Origin of the sequence: Methylobacillus draconifructus (genome assembly GCF_045984385.1) — a bacterium.
GTDB classification, from domain to species: domain Bacteria; phylum Pseudomonadota; class Gammaproteobacteria; order Burkholderiales; family Methylophilaceae; genus Methylobacillus; species Methylobacillus flagellatus_A.
In genome coordinates this window covers 158,781-177,629 of record NZ_JBJQIJ010000006.1, presented here as the reverse complement: position 1 = coordinate 177,629, position 18,849 = coordinate 158,781, and the positions used below count along the sequence as shown (strand labels likewise).

The following is an 18,849-nucleotide window of genomic DNA, read 5'->3' as shown; positions in this document are numbered from 1 at the left end:
CGAAAGACACCTTTTGTGCCTTATCTGCCAAGGGTTTTTGTTGGTTTTCTTCTGAATTCTGTAAGGGCCTTGAAGAATGCGTACTGACTCCCTCATGTGCACTTTTATCTACAACATGTTTTGTTTGTTCTGGGGCATCAAACATTGTGGGAGGTGGCGCCTTACCGTTCAGCGCGCGATATCCAGCTATTAGCAAGCCCCTGAGGTAGTCCACCCTTCTCCCGGGTATGCTCATGTCATAACGATCAAGGATGGCCTTTTCCTCGGCCACCCTTGCATCCAATCTCAGCGGAATAGACCTTGCATGGCGAGCCATTATTTTTCCAAGGTATGACGCAGGAATTTGTAAAGGCCGCGTGCATTTGCAAATTCAGGGTCTTTTGGAATAACAGCATTACGGAAAGGCTCTGCAATCTGGGGAAGTGCCGCTACACCACCACCTACGAAAATGATTTTACTGAGCTCGGCAATAGCACTACCGAATTTGCGGTGGATATCCCGATGAGCCTGCTCGGCAATTTCAGCCCCAGCCTTGGCCACAATGTCAGTGACATCGTGAGTTTCGCCATACAGAGTGATAATTTTGGTGCTGACGGCCTGCTCAAGCATGTTGCGCGAAGCTTCCTGCTTGAATTCCTTCTTGATCGCCGTGCCTACTAAATCGAACAAATTCAGTACACCAATATTGGTGGTGCCAGAACGACCATGATCAATTTCACCAGGTGGATTAATCCAGAGGGTATCGAAAGTACGGCCACCAAAATCAACAACACCTACCGGGCTCGTAATATCCACACCAGGAAGGATATTGCCTTCTTCATCCAGCACATGATCCATCCAGGCTGCCAGCGCTTCCGAGAAGACGATGTTCTTAGAGATGATGGCAGGAATCCCACCGTCCCCAAATTTCTCGATAGGCTTTGAAAGCGCATCACGCTTGAGTTCAATGTAATCCTCATTGATCGCGCCACCAAGATAAAAACTGTTTACCGGCAAACCGGTGGCAATGGCCACTTGTTCATTTGAGAAACCAGCCCTTACCAATACATGGTGAATTGCCATCAAGTTGATGACAGAACCATCAAAATCTGCAAACCTGGTATCTTCACCAGCAATGCGGTCGCCAACCGTGAATTGGCTACCATTGATCGTATAAACACCAGATCCTTGGTTGCTATCTGCCGCCAGACCTGCCATACCTGCATGAACACCTGGCTTAACCGAAGTGCGGATTTTCAGTTGCTGACCATTGCCGGCATACAGCTTTGTGTATGCGCGACCATCATCAATGCCAACGGCGTAGATTTGCCCTGCCGGGGTTTGCTTTGCCATAAAACCTCCTATTTTTAATTGCCGACCTTGATAGGCGTACTTTTCCGATCAGCTTGGTTCTCAGCCAGCGCTTGAAAACCGGAAACGAATAACCTTTGTAATTGAGAAGAACCAGTAATACGGTTGAGACTGCGCACAACCCCAGGATCCACCAGCTTGGGAAGAACACCAGAAGCCCAAAAGGAGAAAGCAATCTTGCATCTCCAATAAAGGCAATCTTCACGCTCCTACCTGTTTCCCTCCAGGCAGCCATCAGTTTTGCTCCAATCTGTCACCCAGCGGAACGATGTGGCTTGCCCCCTCAATGGCAACCTTGCTGTCTTCATCCTTATGCGTCTCGCGGGCAACTACCAATTCCAGCTCTGACTTGCTGATCAGGTTGTCCCTGTATAGATTTTTGGCATCATCAGCCATGGTCTGGCCGTACTGCTTGGTCAGCTTTCTGGTGATATACGAAAGGTTGTCTACCGGGGTCGATAACAGGGTGTTGCGGATCTGGTCATCAAAAACCAAAAACTCGCGCACAGCTTTACGCTTACCATCTACCGTACGCAGTAAGCGCTGAGTCAAAATGACCTGGGTCGACTCGATAATGTCCATCGCCCTAACGTTGCGCTCACCCTCTGGAAACATCCCAACTGCACGCCTGATCGTTGAAGGCACCCCATTGCTGTGCATCGTTGTCATCAGCAAATGTCCTGATCGTGAAGCCTCAATTGATGCCTCCATGGTCATGCGGTCTCGCGACTCTCCGATCAAAATAATGTCCGGGTCACGACGCATCGCATTTCTAATACCTGCCTCGAAAGAAGGTATATGTCGAGGCACTTCACTTTGATTTACCATCGATGAAGGCTTCACAACATCGTCGTAAACAAATTCGATTGGCTGCTCGTAAGTGAGCACGTGAAGATTTGCGTCATCTTGCTCCAGTCGATACCTGAGTAATGCCGCCTGCAAGGTGGACTTACCTGAGCCTGTTTCGCCGGTAATCAGCACCATCCCTTGATTCATCGACATGGGACCCAGAAGCTGCATTGGAAAGTCGATTGCTTCCAGGCTAGGCGGCATTGACGGGATAGAGCGAAGAACGATGCAATATCCATTTACCCCATTAACCTGAACCGCAGTAGCATTGAAGCGGAAGCGATGCGTGGTATCACGATTCTCCTGAACGGAGTACGCGGTATCGACATCCCGGCCAGCTGAAAGCTGTGCAGTCCCGTTGTCTCCGTAAATAGTATTCACGATGCCACCCACCTCCGGGCTTGTCAGGCGGCGCGCAGTAACACGCATACGCCTACCGAAGTGCTTAGCAAAAACGCACTCTTCACTACGGAAGGTGATATCGGAAATGTTGTTCTGGGAAGCCCAGACCAGCAAACCATCAAGATCCTCTTTTTCAAATCTTGCCGGGGCGTCCGGGAACATGAGCTTCTCCATTAGCGGATGCTCCTGACATCAAGACGTTCAGCAGCCTTGGGCTTAACATCAACAACTGCGGGTGCAGGCTGTTGAATCGCATAAGCTGTAGGTTTCCATTCTGCGGCCCTGGTATTGAGCAGAGGCAGCGCGGTAATACGAAGTTGACGACTATCAATTTCAAGATCGTCACCACCGCCCACTACACCCAGGCGAGCTTCAGCCACAAAGGGCTTGCTCACGATGTTTTGCTTCAACAGAGTTTTATAACGAAGCATGCCTTGATAATCGCGCTCAAGACGGGACATGTTGAGATCAAAGATTGCGTCAGCTTGCTGGTAGCCAATCTTCCAGCCCTCTTCAACCCAACGCTTCCAGGCAGCTCGCTCATTAGAATCGCGAGGAAGCAATGTTGCATCTGGCGTTTCTACGGGCTGTGTCGGCTGACTCAGATATTCCTTCCAGGTGGGAGGATTGGTGACAAACTTAGCTTGGGCTTCGATCTTAAATACTTTGTCGGCCGCGTGAATTTCTAGCGCATCCACCGTCTTCAGTGCATTGCGACCCTCAGTGATCACCGGGGGAAGAATGTAGTATTGAGTTGTCTGTGAGATGCCTGCAGGTGCAGAAATCAGCAAAGGGCGAAAATCAAAAACCCGGTCCATATGCTTGGAATGGGTTTCAAGGCGATCCTTGATTTCACCGTTACGCTTATTGAGGCCACCACGGGCACCAATGCCGATCGCAATCTCACGCAGGGCATCAAGGCGAATTTGTCCACCCTTAACCTCAGATACGATGGCGCCCCTATCCAGTTCCTGGAGGTGCTGAAGATCTGGGGCGTCCATCATACTGCGTACTCCAACACCACTATGCGATTAGCAGCATCACTTGCATCAACTGTGACATTAGCTCGAACGCCAGCCTGAGTAGCCGCATTGCGGACCAATTCAAAGAGGGTAACGCCCTTGACATCCACAGTCACGATAACAGGGACAGCAGGCTCTTTTCCGCGGACAACCAATTTATAGCCAGTGGAAAGCTCCACAGTCCGCTTTAGGAATGCATCTATCGGCCCACTCCAGTTCACGTTGACCTTAGTGGCCAGGCCAGGGGGCACCTTATTACTTACTGGCGCAGCCTTCTTGCTGGTTGCAACTTCAACCTGGGCCATTTCATTCAACGCCTTTACTGCCACTTCGGCAGCACCGGCAATGCGCTCATCCACCGTCAATGGTGGTGGGCCACTCTTTTCTTGCACTACTTTGGTGGTGGTGGCATTGCAACCAACCAAGGCCAACAGCGCAAAAAGCACCAGACTGATCTTCATTTTCTGAAATCTCGTATAAGGGATAACATTCGCATCATATCATTTGGATATCCAAAGTCAAACTAAATGACACCTAAAGGATTAGAAAAGCATCTTTTGGATTCAAAGTGACATCCAAATGTATACCGGAAATCTAATAGGATGACTTTTTATCAGCATTAAGTTGACTAATATGAATGCTACATTGGTGTATTTATAATTTTATTAATCAGTGTGTTACAACACGCATCAACTTGATAAAGTAAACAAATAGAAATGTTATCCAAATTTTGACATCGCGTTATGTTGGAAATCCCGGCCAATTGCATGGTAATATTTCCCAAAATTTGTGTATATCGCATGTGATACCTAATTAGCGATATTTATAAATATCGAGAGATCTGGAATTTTTTGGCGCTCAAATCCTAAGGAATTTTGGATGACCATGTGTGCAATTCAGGGACAATTTCCGCCCTGGTGATGCCTGGGTCGAAACAAGGTTTGGGCATCAGAAAATCGACCCAGCCAACAACGTGAACTTAATTATTGATTTTAAAAGCGTTTAAAGATGACTACTTTTAGTTCTCACTAACGGGGGCAGGATGGAATCTCAAACAAACAATACTTCTGAGAATAAAAAATCCATTACGCGCACCGCAAACACGGTCGCACAGTACCTTGCGGCAGCTCGGAGAATCGAACTGCAGGCCCGTAAAGACCTCATGAAGACGATGCCAGGCTCAGTTGATCCTGCACACCCGCTAACTCCAATGCAGTTGGCGACATGGCATGTCGATCGTATGAGGCGCGGCTTGATATCTGCCTCTACATACCGTTCTTACAAGGCTTCGATAATTTGCGCTTTTGAAGAGCTGATGGGTGGAGACGATGAAACTGCTGATGCGGTCGAGTATTTAAAGGACATTGAATATTCGCCTAATGTCAGGCCGACCATCAAAAGAGCTAGCGCGCGGAAGTCCAAGAAGATCACATTTGATGACATGGTTAAGCTGTGCAACTGGCTCTATGCCCATAAAGGCAAGTTCAACGTGCTCAGCGCCCTATGGATTTTTTCCAATTACCATCTGGGCATGCGTCCATGTGAGTGTGAGTCTGCCACCCTAGTTGAGCATGAAGGTGTTCGAGCTGTAAGAATCTTGAACGCGAAGAACACCAATGGTCGATCGCATGGTGAATTCAGACATGTGCCTATTGGGCATCTGGATGAGTACACCCGAGAAAGTATTACGGCATTCCTAAACCTTCTGGCCATTGAGATGGAGCAGCTGTCATTTTCCGATATCAAGGAACGCTGCCGGTTCACCATCTACCGCGCCAGCCGGTTATGTTTTTCCAGAAGACACAATGGGATTTCGCTTTATACAATGAGGCATCAATTTTCGGCCAACGCCAAGGCCACCCTATCCCTTCAGGAAACTGGGGCACTCATGGGTCACAAGATAGCTGACACCTCAAAAATCAATTATGCCCATGCGCGTGCTGGGCACAAGGTGGAGGGGCTTCATGCCTTCCAGGAAGAAGTGGATCGGGTTTCCAAAGAGACACCTAGTCCATTCGAGCGTCGACAAGATGTCGCCAATGAAGAACAAACCAGCTAACCCCCGGGACAATCAAAATGTCAGCAGCCAAAGTTGTTAAGTCATCCTTTTATACAGACCCAGAGTTCTTGCTCCCCACCGGGATGCTCGGCCCCAAGTGGTGGGTACGGTACTCCATCTCGATATTCTTGGTCATTGCTGCTGTGCTGGTGGTGAATCAGGGAATGCCCATGTCATTCATTGCTGTGGGCCTGGTACTGATCGCGGCCACCCAGGTGAAGGAGTTGTTTTTCGTAGCTGCTCTTAGTTTTACGACAATCCTTTATATAGCGGCGAGCTTCTCGCATTCGATACTATTTATCTCGATTGCCGGGGCGGTGCTGTTCATTGCCACCGTAAGCCTGCGATCCAAAATCCAAGCTGACATTGCTGTGATCAAGACTATCCCGGCGATGTGGGCTGAGCTCAGGGCTTATCGGGATATTGCTAACCAACCTGTCATCAAGTTTGGTCGCAAGGCGATCATCAAATATTGGCTAACAGATCCTAGTGCGAAAAGGTTCTCAATAGATAACAGGGGCGACATAGGAAGGCAGTTGATGTCAGAAGTAATCCGGGTCGCCAAGGATTCAAACAGCTTTTTGGAGAACAGAAAAAGTCTTGCCTGGGCGGTCAACGAATTATCCATGATGTTGGTTCTCGTAATGCAGCCAGAACCTAAGGCAGACAAATCAAAGCTCCGTGGCTCCCCTGGAATCTCGGGGAACATGAGTCAGAATCTGGTTGACCTAACCCAAAGCCATGCTGCATTGAGATCATGGGTTGCTGAAAATGACCTCAAGACCTACCAGGAAGTGCATGAAGCCATCATCCTTCGCTACATTGTGACCACGGCACTGGCCAATACCTTCAATTACATCCGGGGCGCTGTTGGTGACACGGTTCCAAGAACCGAGGCTGACTGGTACCACATCTTCTTGTACACCCAATGCGCACTTTGGGAATCCGAATACAGGCGGTCTTTGGGCATGCCCTTGGAATTAACTGAGGAATCCCTGGAAGAAATGCGGGAGGTAGTGCATGCGGTGGTAAATGGGGTCAAACCCCCAATTATCGTGTAGTCCAGCTGGTGGGAAGGCTTGGGATCAGAACTTCGGCCTGACGCGTGTTGGTACCCAGGCTAGAAAAACGATGGCTAGCTTGATGAGCGGATAGAAGAGCACCACCAGCATGAAGAGGAGGCCAAAGAATTGATACTGCCAACCAGTAGTCACCTCGGGCCTCAAGAAAGCCACCAGCAGGAAACCAAACATCATCATGAGGTTTGCGGATAATCCGGGCGCCAAGGCGCGTGGTTCACCCACCAGCACGGAAATGGATATCAGGAGGCAGGTAAAGGATGAGATCACGGCGATGTATTCTTTGTAGACCACATAACCGCTGGGTATGAAGGAGAGTCCCCACATGGTGAACATGACGACCATCCAGGCACCCACAATCACCAGGTAGGATTCCATATCGCGCTCTGATGGGACCAGCATGTCTCTCATTGGATTTCCTAAAAAGTTGGGCTTGGGATCAATCACTGAAACTGCTTATATTATACCGTAAACGCATTCGTTTGTCAATATAACCATATCACAAACCCATCAGCTCTCAGTCTCCCAAATTGGCCATCCCTGCAATATCTATTGTTTACATATATAGTGGCGAAACTGGCGACAAACTAATAACAATGAGGTTAAAAATGCGCGTTAAATTGATTTCAGCAATAACTGTAGGGTTCTTGGCCCCATTGCTTTCCTTTGCAGGAAATGAGGCTATTCCTTTGGATAAACTAGTTTCAGAATTTCTAACAACACAAACTGTACTGCCTGCCTGGTCAATGGGTGCTACCCAATCGACCCCGCAAATAAATTGGATTTCAAACGGTGTTGATACTCGGGGTTGCGGGATCTACTCTTCTTGTCGCCGAGGATTGGCGAGGGTAAGCGTTTCTGGGGAAGAAATGCAATCATTAAGGCAAAGGCTTGAGCCGATCCAATGGGACCTGTTCATGGCTTCATCAAATGCTGCCAAATTTGGTCCTGAAAAAATCACCATTTCCCCACTATGTGACTCAGCAGATTGTTGGTTCGACTTTGAAAAGGGTATGGCGACATCCGGAATTACTATGACACGCCTTTGCCAAGCCGGGCCTGGATTGAATACTCAAACAGCATATTTACTCACCAAAGGCACTAAATCAAGTGTAGCAATACTTCATCAAAGCGCTGGTAGTGGTGGCGTTTCTGCATTTCTAGAAATGATATTTTCCGTGGATCCAAAAAACAAAGATTGGTGTGCAGAAGCCCGTAAGAATGAATGATTTCCAACCCCAATAGCCTTTTGCTTTCCTCTACCCTCTCATTCGAACCACCGGATTAATCCAGGCTTAGGATAGCCAATGCGTACTTGGAAAAGATGCCAAGCTTAAAACTTGGTATCACATACAGATGAACTTTGCCCACCAGCACCTCCCTGTTATTGAGATTGCAAGGCTCGATTGGTTATCGCCATGCTTAAGGTGATGTGACGTCCAAGAGTGAAGCCAGGCTAGCAGGTGGGAATAGCTTTGATGTCCGAGGCAATCCGATTGCGCGCCAGGCAGCCGTGTATGACATCGGCGTCTATAGCCAGCTCTCTCCAACCTTGAGCGCTGGTATCAATTACCGTGTGCAGCATGGTGACAACACCAGGATTCACACGGCTAACTTCAACCTCACCTGGTTGTTCTGATGCCATAGCCTGTGACCAGGCTTGATATAGCGAGGGGTGGTGCATTGCGCACCTCCAATCCTGGGGAAGTTGATCCCCTTCAAAATGGTTCGATTTAAGTAACCTTCACAGCTGGAATCAAAAGCATGACCTCGCCCCACCAGCATGGGTGCTTGTGGATATCCGAATCCAAGTGGGGGTTGTAGGAGGAAAAGCGGCGTGCGGGGTATAGACGAAAAAAAGCGCCCACACAGGAGCGCAAACAGGAGGAGCTTCAAATTCGTTTACTGGCCAACCACCTTCACCTTTTTGTAGCCACGGTATAGAAAAACGCCAAAGCCATAGTCTGCTGCCATCGCCAGGAAGAACGCCAGTAGTCCTGACACCAGCGCGAAATCCAGATCACCATTGAAAAACTGATCTGCCATGAATACCAGGATGCTAAAGACCAGGTAGCCAATGCCACGGATCCAGCGTTCATGCACCCAAGTCAGGTAGTCCAATAACATCGCGCCTTCTTTGCTGCCCAAGTGATTGAATGGTGACTTCATGATGAGTTCCTTATTCGGAGATCCTTTTACTGAGGAATGCCAATGGTTGATTGCAGGTTTTCAAAGCGCTCTGTTTCAAGGCGCCTCAATTTCAAAAATGAAGTGGCGTAGACATTGGGTATTTCTTCAGTCTTGCCTAATAGGCGACTAGTCCATGTCTTGTTGAGCTCCAGGCGGTAATTGTCTCCCGCATTCAAAACGCCTTTGTTGGCTTCCAGAATCTCGCGGCCACGCTGGACTGCAATCTTAAAGTCTTGGGACATCTGCTCATCGCTACCGAAGTGATGCATCCATTCCCGCGCCATGTAGCCAACCTCCAAGGCATCAGCTGGGTTTTCAACGCGACCTGCCAGGCGATGGATGCAAGTGCGATATGCATCCATGCCCAGATCGAGGTTACAGGCATCAAGCGCTGCCCTTTCCTTCATGAAGCTCATGACCATGGCATCAAAACGTCCATTCGTAGCGATCATTTCATCAACGATTTTTTCCTCGGCAACACGTGCATGCCGGTGATCAATGAAATGGAGTGTTGTGGCGCCAAGATAGATGCCCAATATCCAGAGCAGCGCTTTGCCAACCTTGCGCTTCGTGCTGGTGGGTTGTGTCATTACTCTGTTTTCCCTGCGTGCTGGTGGCGGTGAGCCTGAGTTGGTTTGATGATGTTGCCCCGGGAAACGTTGATGCTGGAGATCACACCTTCAAGGGACTTGGATTCCTCTGGCGCCAGGCCAAACATCTGCATGACCCAGGAATTGGCCTCAGCCGTTTCAAGCGCATGATCCGCATTGAGCGCAGCCTGGCGTTCACGTGCGTTGATTTCCGCGCGCTGCAGACCTTGGATAACTTCATGCTGCAGATCTGAATTGGCGCCATATTGGTTCTGCCAGGCAATCCCCTTCTCTGCGATCTGGAGCACCACCTCATAGTCACTGGCGTGACTGATGGATTTTCGGATGCACTCCAGCATGCCGTAGCGATGGCCCACCTCATTCTTCATGCAAGGCGCCATCAATTCTTTCTGGACCTCAGCCATGCGCACATAGCGATCATCGATCCTGGATTGGCGAGCATGTTCACCACGCGCTGATTCGACCTTGGCGATGTCGACCACGAAGGCGACAAACCCAATGACAACCACCAGCCCACCAATGGTGTAGAGGTATTTCATACGAATACAAACCTGCTTTATGACTTAAAGCGATTATACCGAGCTGATACCACATTGTCAATGTGGTATATGATAAGCATCATAATATTTGAGTCCACAATTCGTGTTTTGATGGAAAACCTAATGGGGGTATGGGATTTTAGGGTGCTATATTTTGGTTTTATAGCAACCTATTCATCCTCCTTTGGGTTTAGGGGCCTGTTTACTTTTTTGTCGTACACGTACAGGGCGCGGTCCAGATCTTTAAACTTCAACCCCTTGGAAGTTGCCAAGGGGGAGATCGTATCCATGTACTCCGTGTACAACTCAAATTTTTCTTCAATGTTCTTCTTGATGTCCTCATCACTCTTCGAGGCTGGCTTGGGGAGTTCTGGCATCTTTTCCCCCATCACTGTTCTGTAGGCGTGCCCGTCAAAGATCTGAAATACTTTTGGATTTCTCATGCGCAGAATCGATGAAGCCATTGCGACATTAATACCCTTCGTTAACAATAGGGCGGTAAAGGCATCCTTTGCCTTTTGGTGATTGTGCTGACCTCGCCTTAGAGTTTTGACGGCATCCAACGCTGCTAGCGCCTCAGGAGACATTTCAGCATAACGGTTGATCTTCCAAAGCACGATCTCATTGATGCGTGCCTGGTCAATTACATCTTTGGCCTTAATGTTGTCCAGGCTCTTAGTCAAATTAGGTAGGTAGGAATACGCACGATTGCAGCACTGAAGTGTTTCAGGGCATGCATCTTCTGCTTTGAGCGGTTTTTCCGGTCTCTGAACTTTTGGGACTTTTGGTACTGGCATGATGATGTCCTGGTAGTTGAAAGCAGGCCATCCTATGGATGAGTTTGAGCACCGTCAACAGTTCATATTTTGCCAAAAGGCATGTTTTTTGTTGTCAATACTTCACATTGGGAAAATTTAATGGGGAATTACGAAGGGTTGCAAGCGACTGAATATAATGGACAATATGGGGTATTGATTGACGCGTCACTGACACGTGGATAACGCGTGCTCTACGCGTGGGGAGATTTCAAGCCTGGCTTATCGCCTTTCCCAAACCTGACTCCAACTGGGTGACAGCTCACCTGGATATGCATCGAGCGGCCCACCGGCGCGGTTCCATGCAAACCGGTGCACGCCCTGGATCGCATCCAGTACCTTTTGGCCTTGCTGAGCGTCAAGCCTGAGCGCCAGGCGATGAGGCGGCTTGCTTTCACTCACGGTGACATCGAGCGTGATTTCAATGTCGCGGTATCCTGGTGAATCTGCATGCGTGACGTAGGCCGCGTCGTAGTGAATATTGGGTTCCAGGGCGAGCAATGCAGTCGCTGAAGTGGCAGCAGCCTGGCTGTCCTTGATAATCTGGCTGGTGGCCGAGAACGCGGATTCAATGTTCTGCAGGAGCGGGATCCATTCTTTATCGAGGCGCCCCAGCGCCTGGCTCATGGTGTAACCCCATTCCTTCAGCCAATCCCCTCGGTCCAGCACAATGGCAGCCAGCAGGAATTCACCTGTTGACAATGTCAGATCCCCACCAGCGGCACGCGTCGCGATCCTCAGTCCATTCTCAACCGTGTACGTCATGATCTCCATGTCTTTCATTTTTTGGCTAACCTGCTATTGATCACATGCTTGACTGCATCGTTCTCAATGGCCGGCAAATCATTCTTCCCCGATTGATAGATGGCACCCAGCTCTGCCGTGGTCATGGCCCCATAATATTCGATGAGATCTGCAAGGGCTTCCTGGTCATTTTGATTCCGGTCAGCGAGCACTTCAAGCTCAGCCTTCTTTTTTTCCAGCAATAAAATGTCCATGTACGGTTTGACCCATGAATTTAAACCTGGATTTCTCCAAGTGGTCGAACGCATGCCGTCCGCAAATTCTAGGGCCATTTCTTTGCTCACCAAGCTATTGGCATGGAGGCTACGCTTTATGCCAATTGCGCTCTTATTGATCGTTCTAGGATAGATGTAGAGTCGCCTGGCCAGCTCTTGAACTGTGACTGGCCATTCGCATTCCCAAGTCTGAATCCTGTCCACCAGCATCATGTGCATGAGGCGAGAATGCAGTCTTTTGTAATAGGTGCCTAGAGTAGTGGCATGTATCTTGAGGTGCTGCTGTGGTGATATGTAGTCGTCCAAAACTAACTCAGGTTGTAGTTGCGCTTGAGCTCATTATCACCCAAAGGCTCGGCTTTGAGGGTTTGTATCATGACGTGGCTATCGGGTATTTGCCTCAGGATATCCAACACAACATCCATGCTGTTCTCAAGCTTCAGCTCAACCCCAACATCAGGGAAGGGTTGCATCATGACCTTGGTTTCCATGGTGTTCGCAATTGCCTGGGCATCCAGCTGCAGTTTTAACTGGTCGACGTCATATTGGCATTCAGCCCTGCAAGAAAACGTGTTGGTCGAGTTTGCTGGTGGGTTTGACATGGGTTACAGCCTTTCAATGAAATTGTGCCGGCCGGCATAGCTACGGGATTCCCCGCGGGAAGATAGCCAGGGCAACATGGAACTTTGGTAAACCATGAGTCGATTATCATGGGCCTCTATGAATGACCGGTGCTTTTCCAGGTCATCCAGCGCGCGCGATAGCACAACGTCGGTCAGGGCCGCCACATCATCTGCGTGCCCGTACTGGTGCTGGTACTTGTCCACCAGCATGGCCGTGAGATGCAGGACGCCAAAAGATGTGGCACTTTCTGCCAGGGACTGGATGCAAACCTGGCTGCCAGCCTGGTCGCCCCTGCGAAATACCGCATTGCAATCCTGGAACGCCAGCATGTCTTCTCGCATGGCCCCAATAAAACGGTCGTATTCAACTTGATGACTGGTGATTACCGCCTGGTAATCCTGATCCGCTCGCCAAGTCGACCAGGTGTCCATCAACAGCATAGCCCCGATCCCGAGCAATGAGACCGTGATGAAGTGACCGGCGTGATTTACCCGAGCCTTGGTGTTGGCTTGCATATGCCCTCCTGAGCGCTGGTGGGAGACAACACCACATCAAAATTTTCCAGGCCCACCGAAAGCCTATCCAGGACATCATTGCACTCGGTACTGAACAGCGTGCCAGTTGTCTGCAGCGCTTCAAGCTGCGCCGCACTCATGCGTGCCACCTTCTCCATCCGGGCATTCACTAGGTTAAGGTCGCCCTGCAGTGTACGAATGGTCCGCATTTGCTCCAGGATCTCTTTGTCTGTTTGCAGCTTAGGCGTAGGGGCATAATCTTGATCCCAAGGCTTGCCCTCTAGCGCGAACCTACAACGCATGATGATCCAATCGATTCGCTTGGTCTTATCCCGGGCGCCAAGACAGATGCGTTTGACGTGATCCAAGGCATCAAGCGCTATATCGAGGTGTTGTTGAGGGGATGTCATGACTTTTTAGCCTCCATTTGTTGACCTATCAAACCTTGCGCTTGTGCGATCAGCTGATGAGCTTCTTCCAGGGATTGGGTACCACGTGCCTTTTCGAGAATCAGATCCAATGACCTTAGTGCGTGCCCGCCCGCAAGCTCCGCTGGATCAGGTTTTGACGCTTCTACGTGCCCACCTGTGAGTACGGCCGCCTGGCGCTGACTTTCCAGCGTCATGGTTTCATTGATGTCGTTTGCTAGAGATCGAAAAGCGATGGCCTTGTGGGTGATCTTCTTCAGCACGTATCCGCGCTTGGCCATGAAGTGCAGGAACACATCGATGATGAAGATCTGGGCCACAGGCTGAGGCAGGTTGGCGCCAAGTGGTGCCAGGTGATCAGCATTCACGCGGAGATCTATTGTCTTGAATAATGCCTTCTGGGCATGGAAGTCACGAAATGCCTTGGGCAGGTATTTGAGATCCATTAACCATTGTGTCAGGGAATCCATGAGAAACCTCAGATATTAATGCTTTTAGTATATCGCATAAGCATTTATGAAAAAAGGGAAAAGAACTGCATGTATCGTACCTCCCCTCCCTTACGGGAGTGGTACCAAAAACATAGTTCAACGGACCCGGTGCGTATCAGTGACATAGCTGAACGGGATATCGAGATAGATTGATGCACCCCCTCTATAGGCGAGAGACATAAGGCGGAATAAAGCGATAGTGAAGCGCGTGCCCGTCGCCGGCACGACCGTTAAGGCGCCTTCATATCATTCCGTGAGGCAGGCGCCACACTCAAGCTTGAGCATGAGAATGGAAATTCAAAAGCGACCGTAGAAATACCCAGGGGCGGGAAGATCAACCGCTGAACGGCCATCGCCGGTGGCGGTTTGTTCGGCAGCCTGGCTGGTGGGTTGTGTGACGGGTTCCGCTGGTGGCGCCGGCGAGCATTTGCTTTGGCCCGTGAAACATAGTTGAACGGACCTTTGGAGCTTGCATGTGCCCCGACCTGGTACAACCAGCGCGCAGATCTGCAGACCTATCTTAATATCCCAGTGACGACTACGGTGGAATAGCTTAGGTTCAACACCAGGCCAATGATCAGGGCCACCAGCATCGCTTTGACGCCATGCTGATATGGGGATAACCCAAAACTGAAGGCAATCACGGCGCCGGCGAGCCAAAGACCCAGATGGATGGCCTGGTCGACAGTGAATATGCCAACCCCAGTACCTACGACTTGAAAGCAGATCAGTAGGATTGTGCCAGCCAGGGCGTGCCTGATATTGAAAGCCCGATAGATATTCCTCACGGTATTTTCTCCAATCGTGGGTAATTTGCAACGAATTACGAAAACCTCAAAACCGTTGGCGGACGGGATTATGGGAGGTGCATGGTTGACGCGTGAATGACGCGTGAATGACGCGTGCAGCACGCGTGGAATTTGCGTATGCCTTCACGGCTTGAACCGACTAATGGTTCAGTTCTCCTTTCTATCGCGCCACTCGGCCGCAAACATCTTGAACGGCCAGAATGGGAGCGGGAAGCCGTCAGGCAGCTGCACCCGGCTCAGGAAGGGAATCAGTTCGTCGCGGCCATGGTCCGCATCTCAAGCAACGTGTTGGCAAGCTCATTGAACACATCGGCGTTAACGTCGAAGAGGGTGCGCAGCGTTGCCAGTTGTTCAGCCTGCAACGCTTCGAGCTTGGCTTCGTTCTGCTCCTGCTCGAACTTGTTTTGCGGATCAGCGTAGTACATGCCGCGATAGTGGTTGGCAAGATAGCTGCGGGCCACACCGAGCCAGCGCAGAAGATCGTTGCTGCTACCTAGGATCGGATTGTTCAATGATTAAAATCTTAGACTGAACTTTGGCAACAACCAAGCTCTCATTATCATGCCTTGAATCCTAGCTTGAAAATGGAACAGGGATTCCCCTTATCTTTGATAGCTACAATGTCTTTGATGTTTGCAGAGGAGTGAAACTAGAAGAAGACAGCGGATAGAATGAATACCGGATAATTTCTGTGTAATTGAAGGTCACATCCAAATCAGCATTAGATGTAATTTCAGGCATTATTGACTGCACTTTCATTGATTGCATTAATGGCTTCCCTGGCAGTTCCAAATTGGTGCTCCTGACAGCCGTTTTCTGAAAATTGGTACCCATCTACCAACCTGACCACAATTTTACCGCCTTGAGCCCTGTAATCAATCCAAGACCCGACCAACGGATGTCCTTGAGAAGCCTGCATCAGGTGTAAGTCTGCGCTTTCGACTTCAACCTGGAGCTCTGCAAGTTGTTGCTTGAAATCCGACACCAAGAGATCTGCATTCCAGGTATTGACCATTGCCTGCCCATCTTCACTACTGATGTGATATTTGGAGCCGTGCTGGTGAGCAAACAACTGAAGAATTTCTGGGTCCAGACGATGTGTCTCGGCTACCTGAGAAACCTTATGCCACATGGCTGGACCTTTCAAATTTGGTCAACGGCTGCATAATAACCATTGGTTTCTGGATTTTCCATAATCATCTAACCTTCCGCGATTGCGGCGTCGATGCGTTAATGGTTGAGCGTGTGGTGTAACTACCATCGGGCGCTTTGGACATGTCGAGGACCTTGAAATAGGTAACTCCCGCTCAGTCTGTGTGCTCATGACTGCTCCTCCCCTGGTGGCATAGGGAAGCTCGGGCGCTGCTGGGCTTGCGTATATTCATCCCCTTGGGCCTTCATCACTTTGGAGAGGGCTTGGCCTAATGCATTCCGTTCGATCGCATCAATGTCCGGCCTGATGCCTGCAGTCACCACGTATAACGCCCGAGCTGCCTTCACCAATTCATCTGTCGACGATGGGTTATATTGGCAAGTGTGTACAACTTCATTGGCGCTGATTACATCACAAGCTTGGCTGATGGGCTGGGGCGCGACGGCAAGCATGGCGCGATAGAAACCGGGCCCTGTTGCAATCTTATTTTTTGCCTTATATCTTCTACTCGCCAATAGTTGCTCTTTTGTAGGCTCAATCGGAGCAAACCTCCATCCCTCAGGGGCCTGCATGACCACAGGTGATTGGTCAGTGAAAATATCTTTGACATTAGCAATTGCTGCTTGCCAGATTCCCCATGCATTGTGTGCGCCAGCATGTTTGTAGTAGCCATTAGATGTTTTAGTTCTTGAGCGATCGCTTGGGGACAATTCGCCAAAGTACCAGTTTTCAAACCTTTCCCGAATTTCCTGCTCATTCAGTGCCATTTTTGGTTCCTAACGAATTCGGCAATCAATGTGGTTGCGGCTCTTCACACAGTAATCAAAAGGTTGAGTGTTATCCAATTTCATCCCCACATTCCTGAATTTTACACAGCACCTGCAGGCCAAGGGCACCTGCGATTCGGTAGTTGGGTCCCAAAAGCAGCCCTTAATCAGGTCTGTATAATAATTATTGTTGAATAGCAGCCACTTGCGCGCGAAGCGTTTGTATTTCTGCCGCGGCAAGGCGAAGTAAATTGTGTGGTGATGGGTCTCGACCAGCATCCTGGATCTCAGCCGCATAGAGAAGCTTGTCGACCAGGTCCCTGGCATCTGGGTTAACCTGTTCCAAGGCCTCGCGCGCGAATCCCTTGATCCATTTCTTACCACCCATCAAACCACGGCGAGCAACGCCGTCTGCGTACTCCCAGATAACATCAAAACTATGGCCGATAGGCTGTATTGCAACCACTCGGCGATTGGCCGTAGGGAAGCGAAATACAGCTCCAATCTTGATTTGGTCTTCCTTAACGCTCACTTTGGTTCTCCTAGTTTACGGCTTGAATCATTGCGGTGGCCTGGGCACGCCGAGATGATCCGCTAACAGAGCTGCGACACTGTAGGCCACGACCTTGCGGTTTGATGTTCCCCCACCATGGGTTTGTGAGAAATAGCCAGGGCTGGCTGTTTCCACCAGATTCATGACCTTGCCCACCAAAAGCTTTGAGCGTTCGGTATCGATGGCAGCGCGTGCTTTCCAAGCTGCCTTTGCAGGACCCTGATACATAGTGCGACGATGGAAGGTTTCCTGCTGATAGCAGGACTGGGCATACCAGTTTTTGAACGAGGTTTCCTCATCGACCAGCACTTGGGTGTCGTGCTTGCCAGTCAGGAGCTTGAGCACATCAGCAGCATCCTGCAGGCCCAGGCGATTAGCCAGTGGAATGAGGTCCAGGAGCTGGTCTTTTGCACCGTCCTGGCGCTGACCTTGCTGCTCCAGGCTGGCCAATAATTCTTGAATTTTGTGATCCATACTCATTGCGTTATCGCCTTGTTGGATATGGTCACATTATATCGAGCAGACGCATTATTGTCAATGTGGTACAACATAAGCGATTACTGAGCTACGAAGGACCACACCCGGATTTGTTAAAGGCGCCAGCAGGCAATTGCCACTCTCCCGCCCCAATGACGGGCAAGGTGTATTCATGCTGCATGGCCTGGATCAGGGCTTCTTGATTGTGGATCTCCATGGGCTTCGCCTGGCGGGCGACATCCATAATGGGGATCCGCTTGCGGTTGATAGTGGTGCCAAAGCGTTCCTCATATGCCGCGATCGCTGCCAGGTTCCCTGGGAAGTAATGTTGGATCGTGGCCCAGATGGTGTCGTCGTTGAAAATGCACTTCATGCATGAGCTACGTCCCCAGCCAAGGACATATGGCAATGGAGCAATCACCTGGTGGCGCTTCAACGCGTCCCATACGCGTGCTTCCTCCCAGTGAAGCACAGGGCGCCAGGCATCAACGTGCCGTGCCTTACGCCCATCTCGGCGATCGCATGCGTGCCGCTCCAACTGGTTATAGCGTGCGCGGTTACTGCTTTCTTCCCTACGCTCTCCCGTGATGAAGAGTGTCTTCTTACCGTCAAAGCGTTCCTGGTTATTCAGGGCACGGCGGCCTACGTCGATTTTTAGGGCTGAGCTGCACCACCTGGTCTGCAGGCTGGCGGACACCTGGGGGAATTTGAGCCTGGTAGCTGGGCTTGCGCGCGACGTATCACGCTCCAGCACCAGGGTACCTATCGGTGTCTCGACAATGTGCGGCCGCCCGTACGCATTTTCCTTCAGCATCTCGCCTTCGAATCCGCCTTCCAGCCAGGAGAAGTACAGGGGTAGGTTAAATGCCGCGGCAAGCTTGCGGTTGTAATCGGCCATGAATGGCCAGTCCATGAGGGTAGAACCCTCTCGCCCGTCGACATCGTGATGCCACAGCTCGATACGGCTCCGGTCTACGCCTAAATCCAGAAGGTGCAGCAGACTGGCGATAGAGTCCTTACCGCCAGACATGCAAACGACGATATGGTCATATATGGATAAATCAACGTCCGGTGCCGAGAAGAATGTGTCAGTGATT

The 18,849-nt window shown here is 50.1% G+C and carries 27 protein-coding genes; 4 read left to right on the top strand and 23 right to left on the bottom strand.

Features of this window, described 5'->3' with window-relative positions; all coding sequences use genetic code 11:
- Window positions 1–315: 315 nt before the first annotated feature.
- The 5 genes from parM to ACKF11_RS13650 are packed head-to-tail and all read right to left on the bottom strand — an operon-like array spanning window position 316 to window position 4,084.
- Complete coding sequence (gene parM / locus ACKF11_RS13670) at window positions 316–1,332, bottom strand: plasmid segregation protein ParM domain-containing protein (RefSeq protein ID WP_407997522.1); 1,017 nt, start codon at window positions 1,330–1,332, stop codon at window positions 316–318.
- Window positions 1,286–1,585 (bottom strand): IcmT/TraK family protein, encoded by a 300-nt coding sequence (gene icmT / locus ACKF11_RS13665; RefSeq protein WP_407997521.1) that lies wholly within the window; start codon window positions 1,583–1,585, stop codon window positions 1,286–1,288. The genes parM and icmT overlap by 47 nt, the downstream gene beginning before the upstream one ends.
- Entirely contained in the window at window positions 1,585–2,775 is a 1,191-nt protein-coding gene (locus ACKF11_RS13660; RefSeq protein WP_407997520.1) for a type IV pilus twitching motility protein PilT, read from the bottom strand. Before ACKF11_RS13660 ends, icmT begins: the two co-directional genes overlap by 1 nt.
- Window positions 2,775–3,605, bottom strand: coding sequence for a type IV secretory system conjugative DNA transfer family protein (locus ACKF11_RS13655; protein ID WP_407997519.1), 831 nt, complete (start codon window positions 3,603–3,605; stop codon window positions 2,775–2,777). Before ACKF11_RS13655 ends, ACKF11_RS13660 begins: the two co-directional genes overlap by 1 nt.
- Window positions 3,602–4,084, bottom strand: coding sequence for a DotD/TraH family lipoprotein (locus ACKF11_RS13650; RefSeq protein WP_407997518.1), 483 nt, complete (start codon window positions 4,082–4,084; stop codon window positions 3,602–3,604). The genes ACKF11_RS13655 and ACKF11_RS13650 overlap by 4 nt, the downstream gene beginning before the upstream one ends.
- Window positions 4,085–4,665: 581 nt before the next feature.
- Here ACKF11_RS13650 and ACKF11_RS13645 point away from each other — a divergent pair.
- The gene (locus tag ACKF11_RS13645) at window positions 4,666–5,682 is read left to right on the top strand and encodes a site-specific integrase (protein WP_407997517.1); all 1,017 of its coding nucleotides are present in this window, start codon (window positions 4,666–4,668) and stop codon (window positions 5,680–5,682) included.
- A 17-nt stretch (window positions 5,683–5,699) separates the two neighbouring features.
- Window positions 5,700–6,743 (top strand): hypothetical protein, encoded by a 1,044-nt coding sequence (locus tag ACKF11_RS13640; protein WP_407997516.1) that lies wholly within the window; start codon window positions 5,700–5,702, stop codon window positions 6,741–6,743.
- A 24-nt stretch (window positions 6,744–6,767) separates the two neighbouring features.
- Here ACKF11_RS13640 and ACKF11_RS13635 read toward each other — a convergent pair whose 3' ends face one another.
- Complete coding sequence (locus ACKF11_RS13635; protein ID WP_407997515.1) at window positions 6,768–7,208, bottom strand: hypothetical protein; 441 nt, start codon at window positions 7,206–7,208, stop codon at window positions 6,768–6,770.
- A gap of 161 nt (window positions 7,209–7,369) precedes the next feature.
- Between ACKF11_RS13635 and ACKF11_RS13630 the strand changes: the two genes are divergently transcribed.
- Window positions 7,370–7,990 carry a hypothetical protein gene (locus tag ACKF11_RS13630; protein ID WP_407997514.1) on the top strand — a complete coding sequence of 207 codons (621 nt, stop codon included), beginning with the start codon at window positions 7,370–7,372 and terminating at the stop codon, window positions 7,988–7,990.
- A gap of 203 nt (window positions 7,991–8,193) precedes the next feature.
- Window positions 8,194–8,400 (top strand): autotransporter outer membrane beta-barrel domain-containing protein, encoded by a 207-nt coding sequence (locus tag ACKF11_RS13625; protein WP_407997513.1) that lies wholly within the window; start codon window positions 8,194–8,196, stop codon window positions 8,398–8,400.
- Window positions 8,401–8,663: 263 nt separating this feature from the next.
- Here the strand turns inward: ACKF11_RS13625 and ACKF11_RS13620 are convergent, their stop codons facing one another.
- From ACKF11_RS13620 to ACKF11_RS13540, 17 genes are all read right to left on the bottom strand, one after another.
- Complete coding sequence (locus ACKF11_RS13620; RefSeq protein ID WP_407997512.1) at window positions 8,664–8,930, bottom strand: hypothetical protein; 267 nt, start codon at window positions 8,928–8,930, stop codon at window positions 8,664–8,666.
- A gap of 26 nt (window positions 8,931–8,956) precedes the next feature.
- Complete coding sequence (locus ACKF11_RS13615; RefSeq protein ID WP_407997511.1) at window positions 8,957–9,541, bottom strand: hypothetical protein; 585 nt, start codon at window positions 9,539–9,541, stop codon at window positions 8,957–8,959.
- Entirely contained in the window at window positions 9,541–10,101 is a 561-nt protein-coding gene (locus ACKF11_RS13610; RefSeq protein WP_407997510.1) for a hypothetical protein, read from the bottom strand. The genes ACKF11_RS13615 and ACKF11_RS13610 overlap by 1 nt, the downstream gene beginning before the upstream one ends.
- Window positions 10,102–10,271: 170 nt before the next feature.
- Window positions 10,272–10,898, bottom strand: a complete 627-nt coding sequence (locus ACKF11_RS13605; protein ID WP_407997509.1) for a hypothetical protein — start codon at window positions 10,896–10,898, stop codon at window positions 10,272–10,274.
- 240 nt (window positions 10,899–11,138) lie between these two features.
- Complete coding sequence (locus ACKF11_RS13600) at window positions 11,139–11,681, bottom strand: hypothetical protein (RefSeq protein WP_407997508.1); 543 nt, start codon at window positions 11,679–11,681, stop codon at window positions 11,139–11,141.
- A 14-nt stretch (window positions 11,682–11,695) separates the two neighbouring features.
- A complete protein-coding gene (locus ACKF11_RS13595) occupies window positions 11,696–12,148 on the bottom strand; it encodes a hypothetical protein (RefSeq protein ID WP_407997507.1) in 453 nt (150 codons plus the stop codon).
- Between the two features lie 95 nt (window positions 12,149–12,243).
- On the bottom strand, window positions 12,244–12,537 hold the full coding sequence (locus ACKF11_RS13590) for a hypothetical protein (RefSeq protein WP_407997506.1): 294 nt from the start codon (window positions 12,535–12,537) through the stop codon (window positions 12,244–12,246).
- A gap of 3 nt (window positions 12,538–12,540) precedes the next feature.
- Window positions 12,541–13,074: a hypothetical protein gene (locus ACKF11_RS13585; RefSeq protein ID WP_407997505.1), complete on the bottom strand. Its 534-nt coding sequence runs from the start codon at window positions 13,072–13,074 to the stop codon at window positions 12,541–12,543.
- Window positions 13,047–13,484: a hypothetical protein gene (locus tag ACKF11_RS13580; protein WP_407997504.1), complete on the bottom strand. Its 438-nt coding sequence runs from the start codon at window positions 13,482–13,484 to the stop codon at window positions 13,047–13,049. Before ACKF11_RS13580 ends, ACKF11_RS13585 begins: the two co-directional genes overlap by 28 nt.
- Complete coding sequence (locus ACKF11_RS13575) at window positions 13,481–13,972, bottom strand: hypothetical protein (RefSeq protein ID WP_407997503.1); 492 nt, start codon at window positions 13,970–13,972, stop codon at window positions 13,481–13,483. Before ACKF11_RS13575 ends, ACKF11_RS13580 begins: the two co-directional genes overlap by 4 nt.
- 536 nt (window positions 13,973–14,508) lie before the next feature.
- Window positions 14,509–14,781 (bottom strand): hypothetical protein, encoded by a 273-nt coding sequence (locus ACKF11_RS13570; protein ID WP_407997502.1) that lies wholly within the window; start codon window positions 14,779–14,781, stop codon window positions 14,509–14,511.
- Window positions 14,782–15,050: 269 nt separating this feature from the next.
- Window positions 15,051–15,314, bottom strand: coding sequence for a hypothetical protein (locus ACKF11_RS13565; RefSeq protein ID WP_407997501.1), 264 nt, complete (start codon window positions 15,312–15,314; stop codon window positions 15,051–15,053).
- 221 nt (window positions 15,315–15,535) lie between these two features.
- A complete protein-coding gene (locus ACKF11_RS13560) occupies window positions 15,536–15,934 on the bottom strand; it encodes a hypothetical protein (protein WP_407997500.1) in 399 nt (132 codons plus the stop codon).
- A 188-nt stretch (window positions 15,935–16,122) separates the two neighbouring features.
- Complete coding sequence (locus tag ACKF11_RS13555) at window positions 16,123–16,722, bottom strand: phiTE_015 family protein (RefSeq protein WP_407997499.1); 600 nt, start codon at window positions 16,720–16,722, stop codon at window positions 16,123–16,125.
- Window positions 16,723–16,906: 184 nt separating this feature from the next.
- On the bottom strand, window positions 16,907–17,254 hold the full coding sequence (locus tag ACKF11_RS13550; protein WP_407997498.1) for a hypothetical protein: 348 nt from the start codon (window positions 17,252–17,254) through the stop codon (window positions 16,907–16,909).
- Between the two features lie 27 nt (window positions 17,255–17,281).
- On the bottom strand, window positions 17,282–17,755 hold the full coding sequence (locus ACKF11_RS13545; RefSeq protein WP_407997497.1) for a hypothetical protein: 474 nt from the start codon (window positions 17,753–17,755) through the stop codon (window positions 17,282–17,284).
- Between the two features lie 85 nt (window positions 17,756–17,840).
- Window positions 17,841–18,782: a phosphoadenosine phosphosulfate reductase domain-containing protein gene (locus ACKF11_RS13540; RefSeq protein WP_407997496.1), complete on the bottom strand. Its 942-nt coding sequence runs from the start codon at window positions 18,780–18,782 to the stop codon at window positions 17,841–17,843.
- Window positions 18,783–18,849 lie beyond the last annotated feature (67 nt).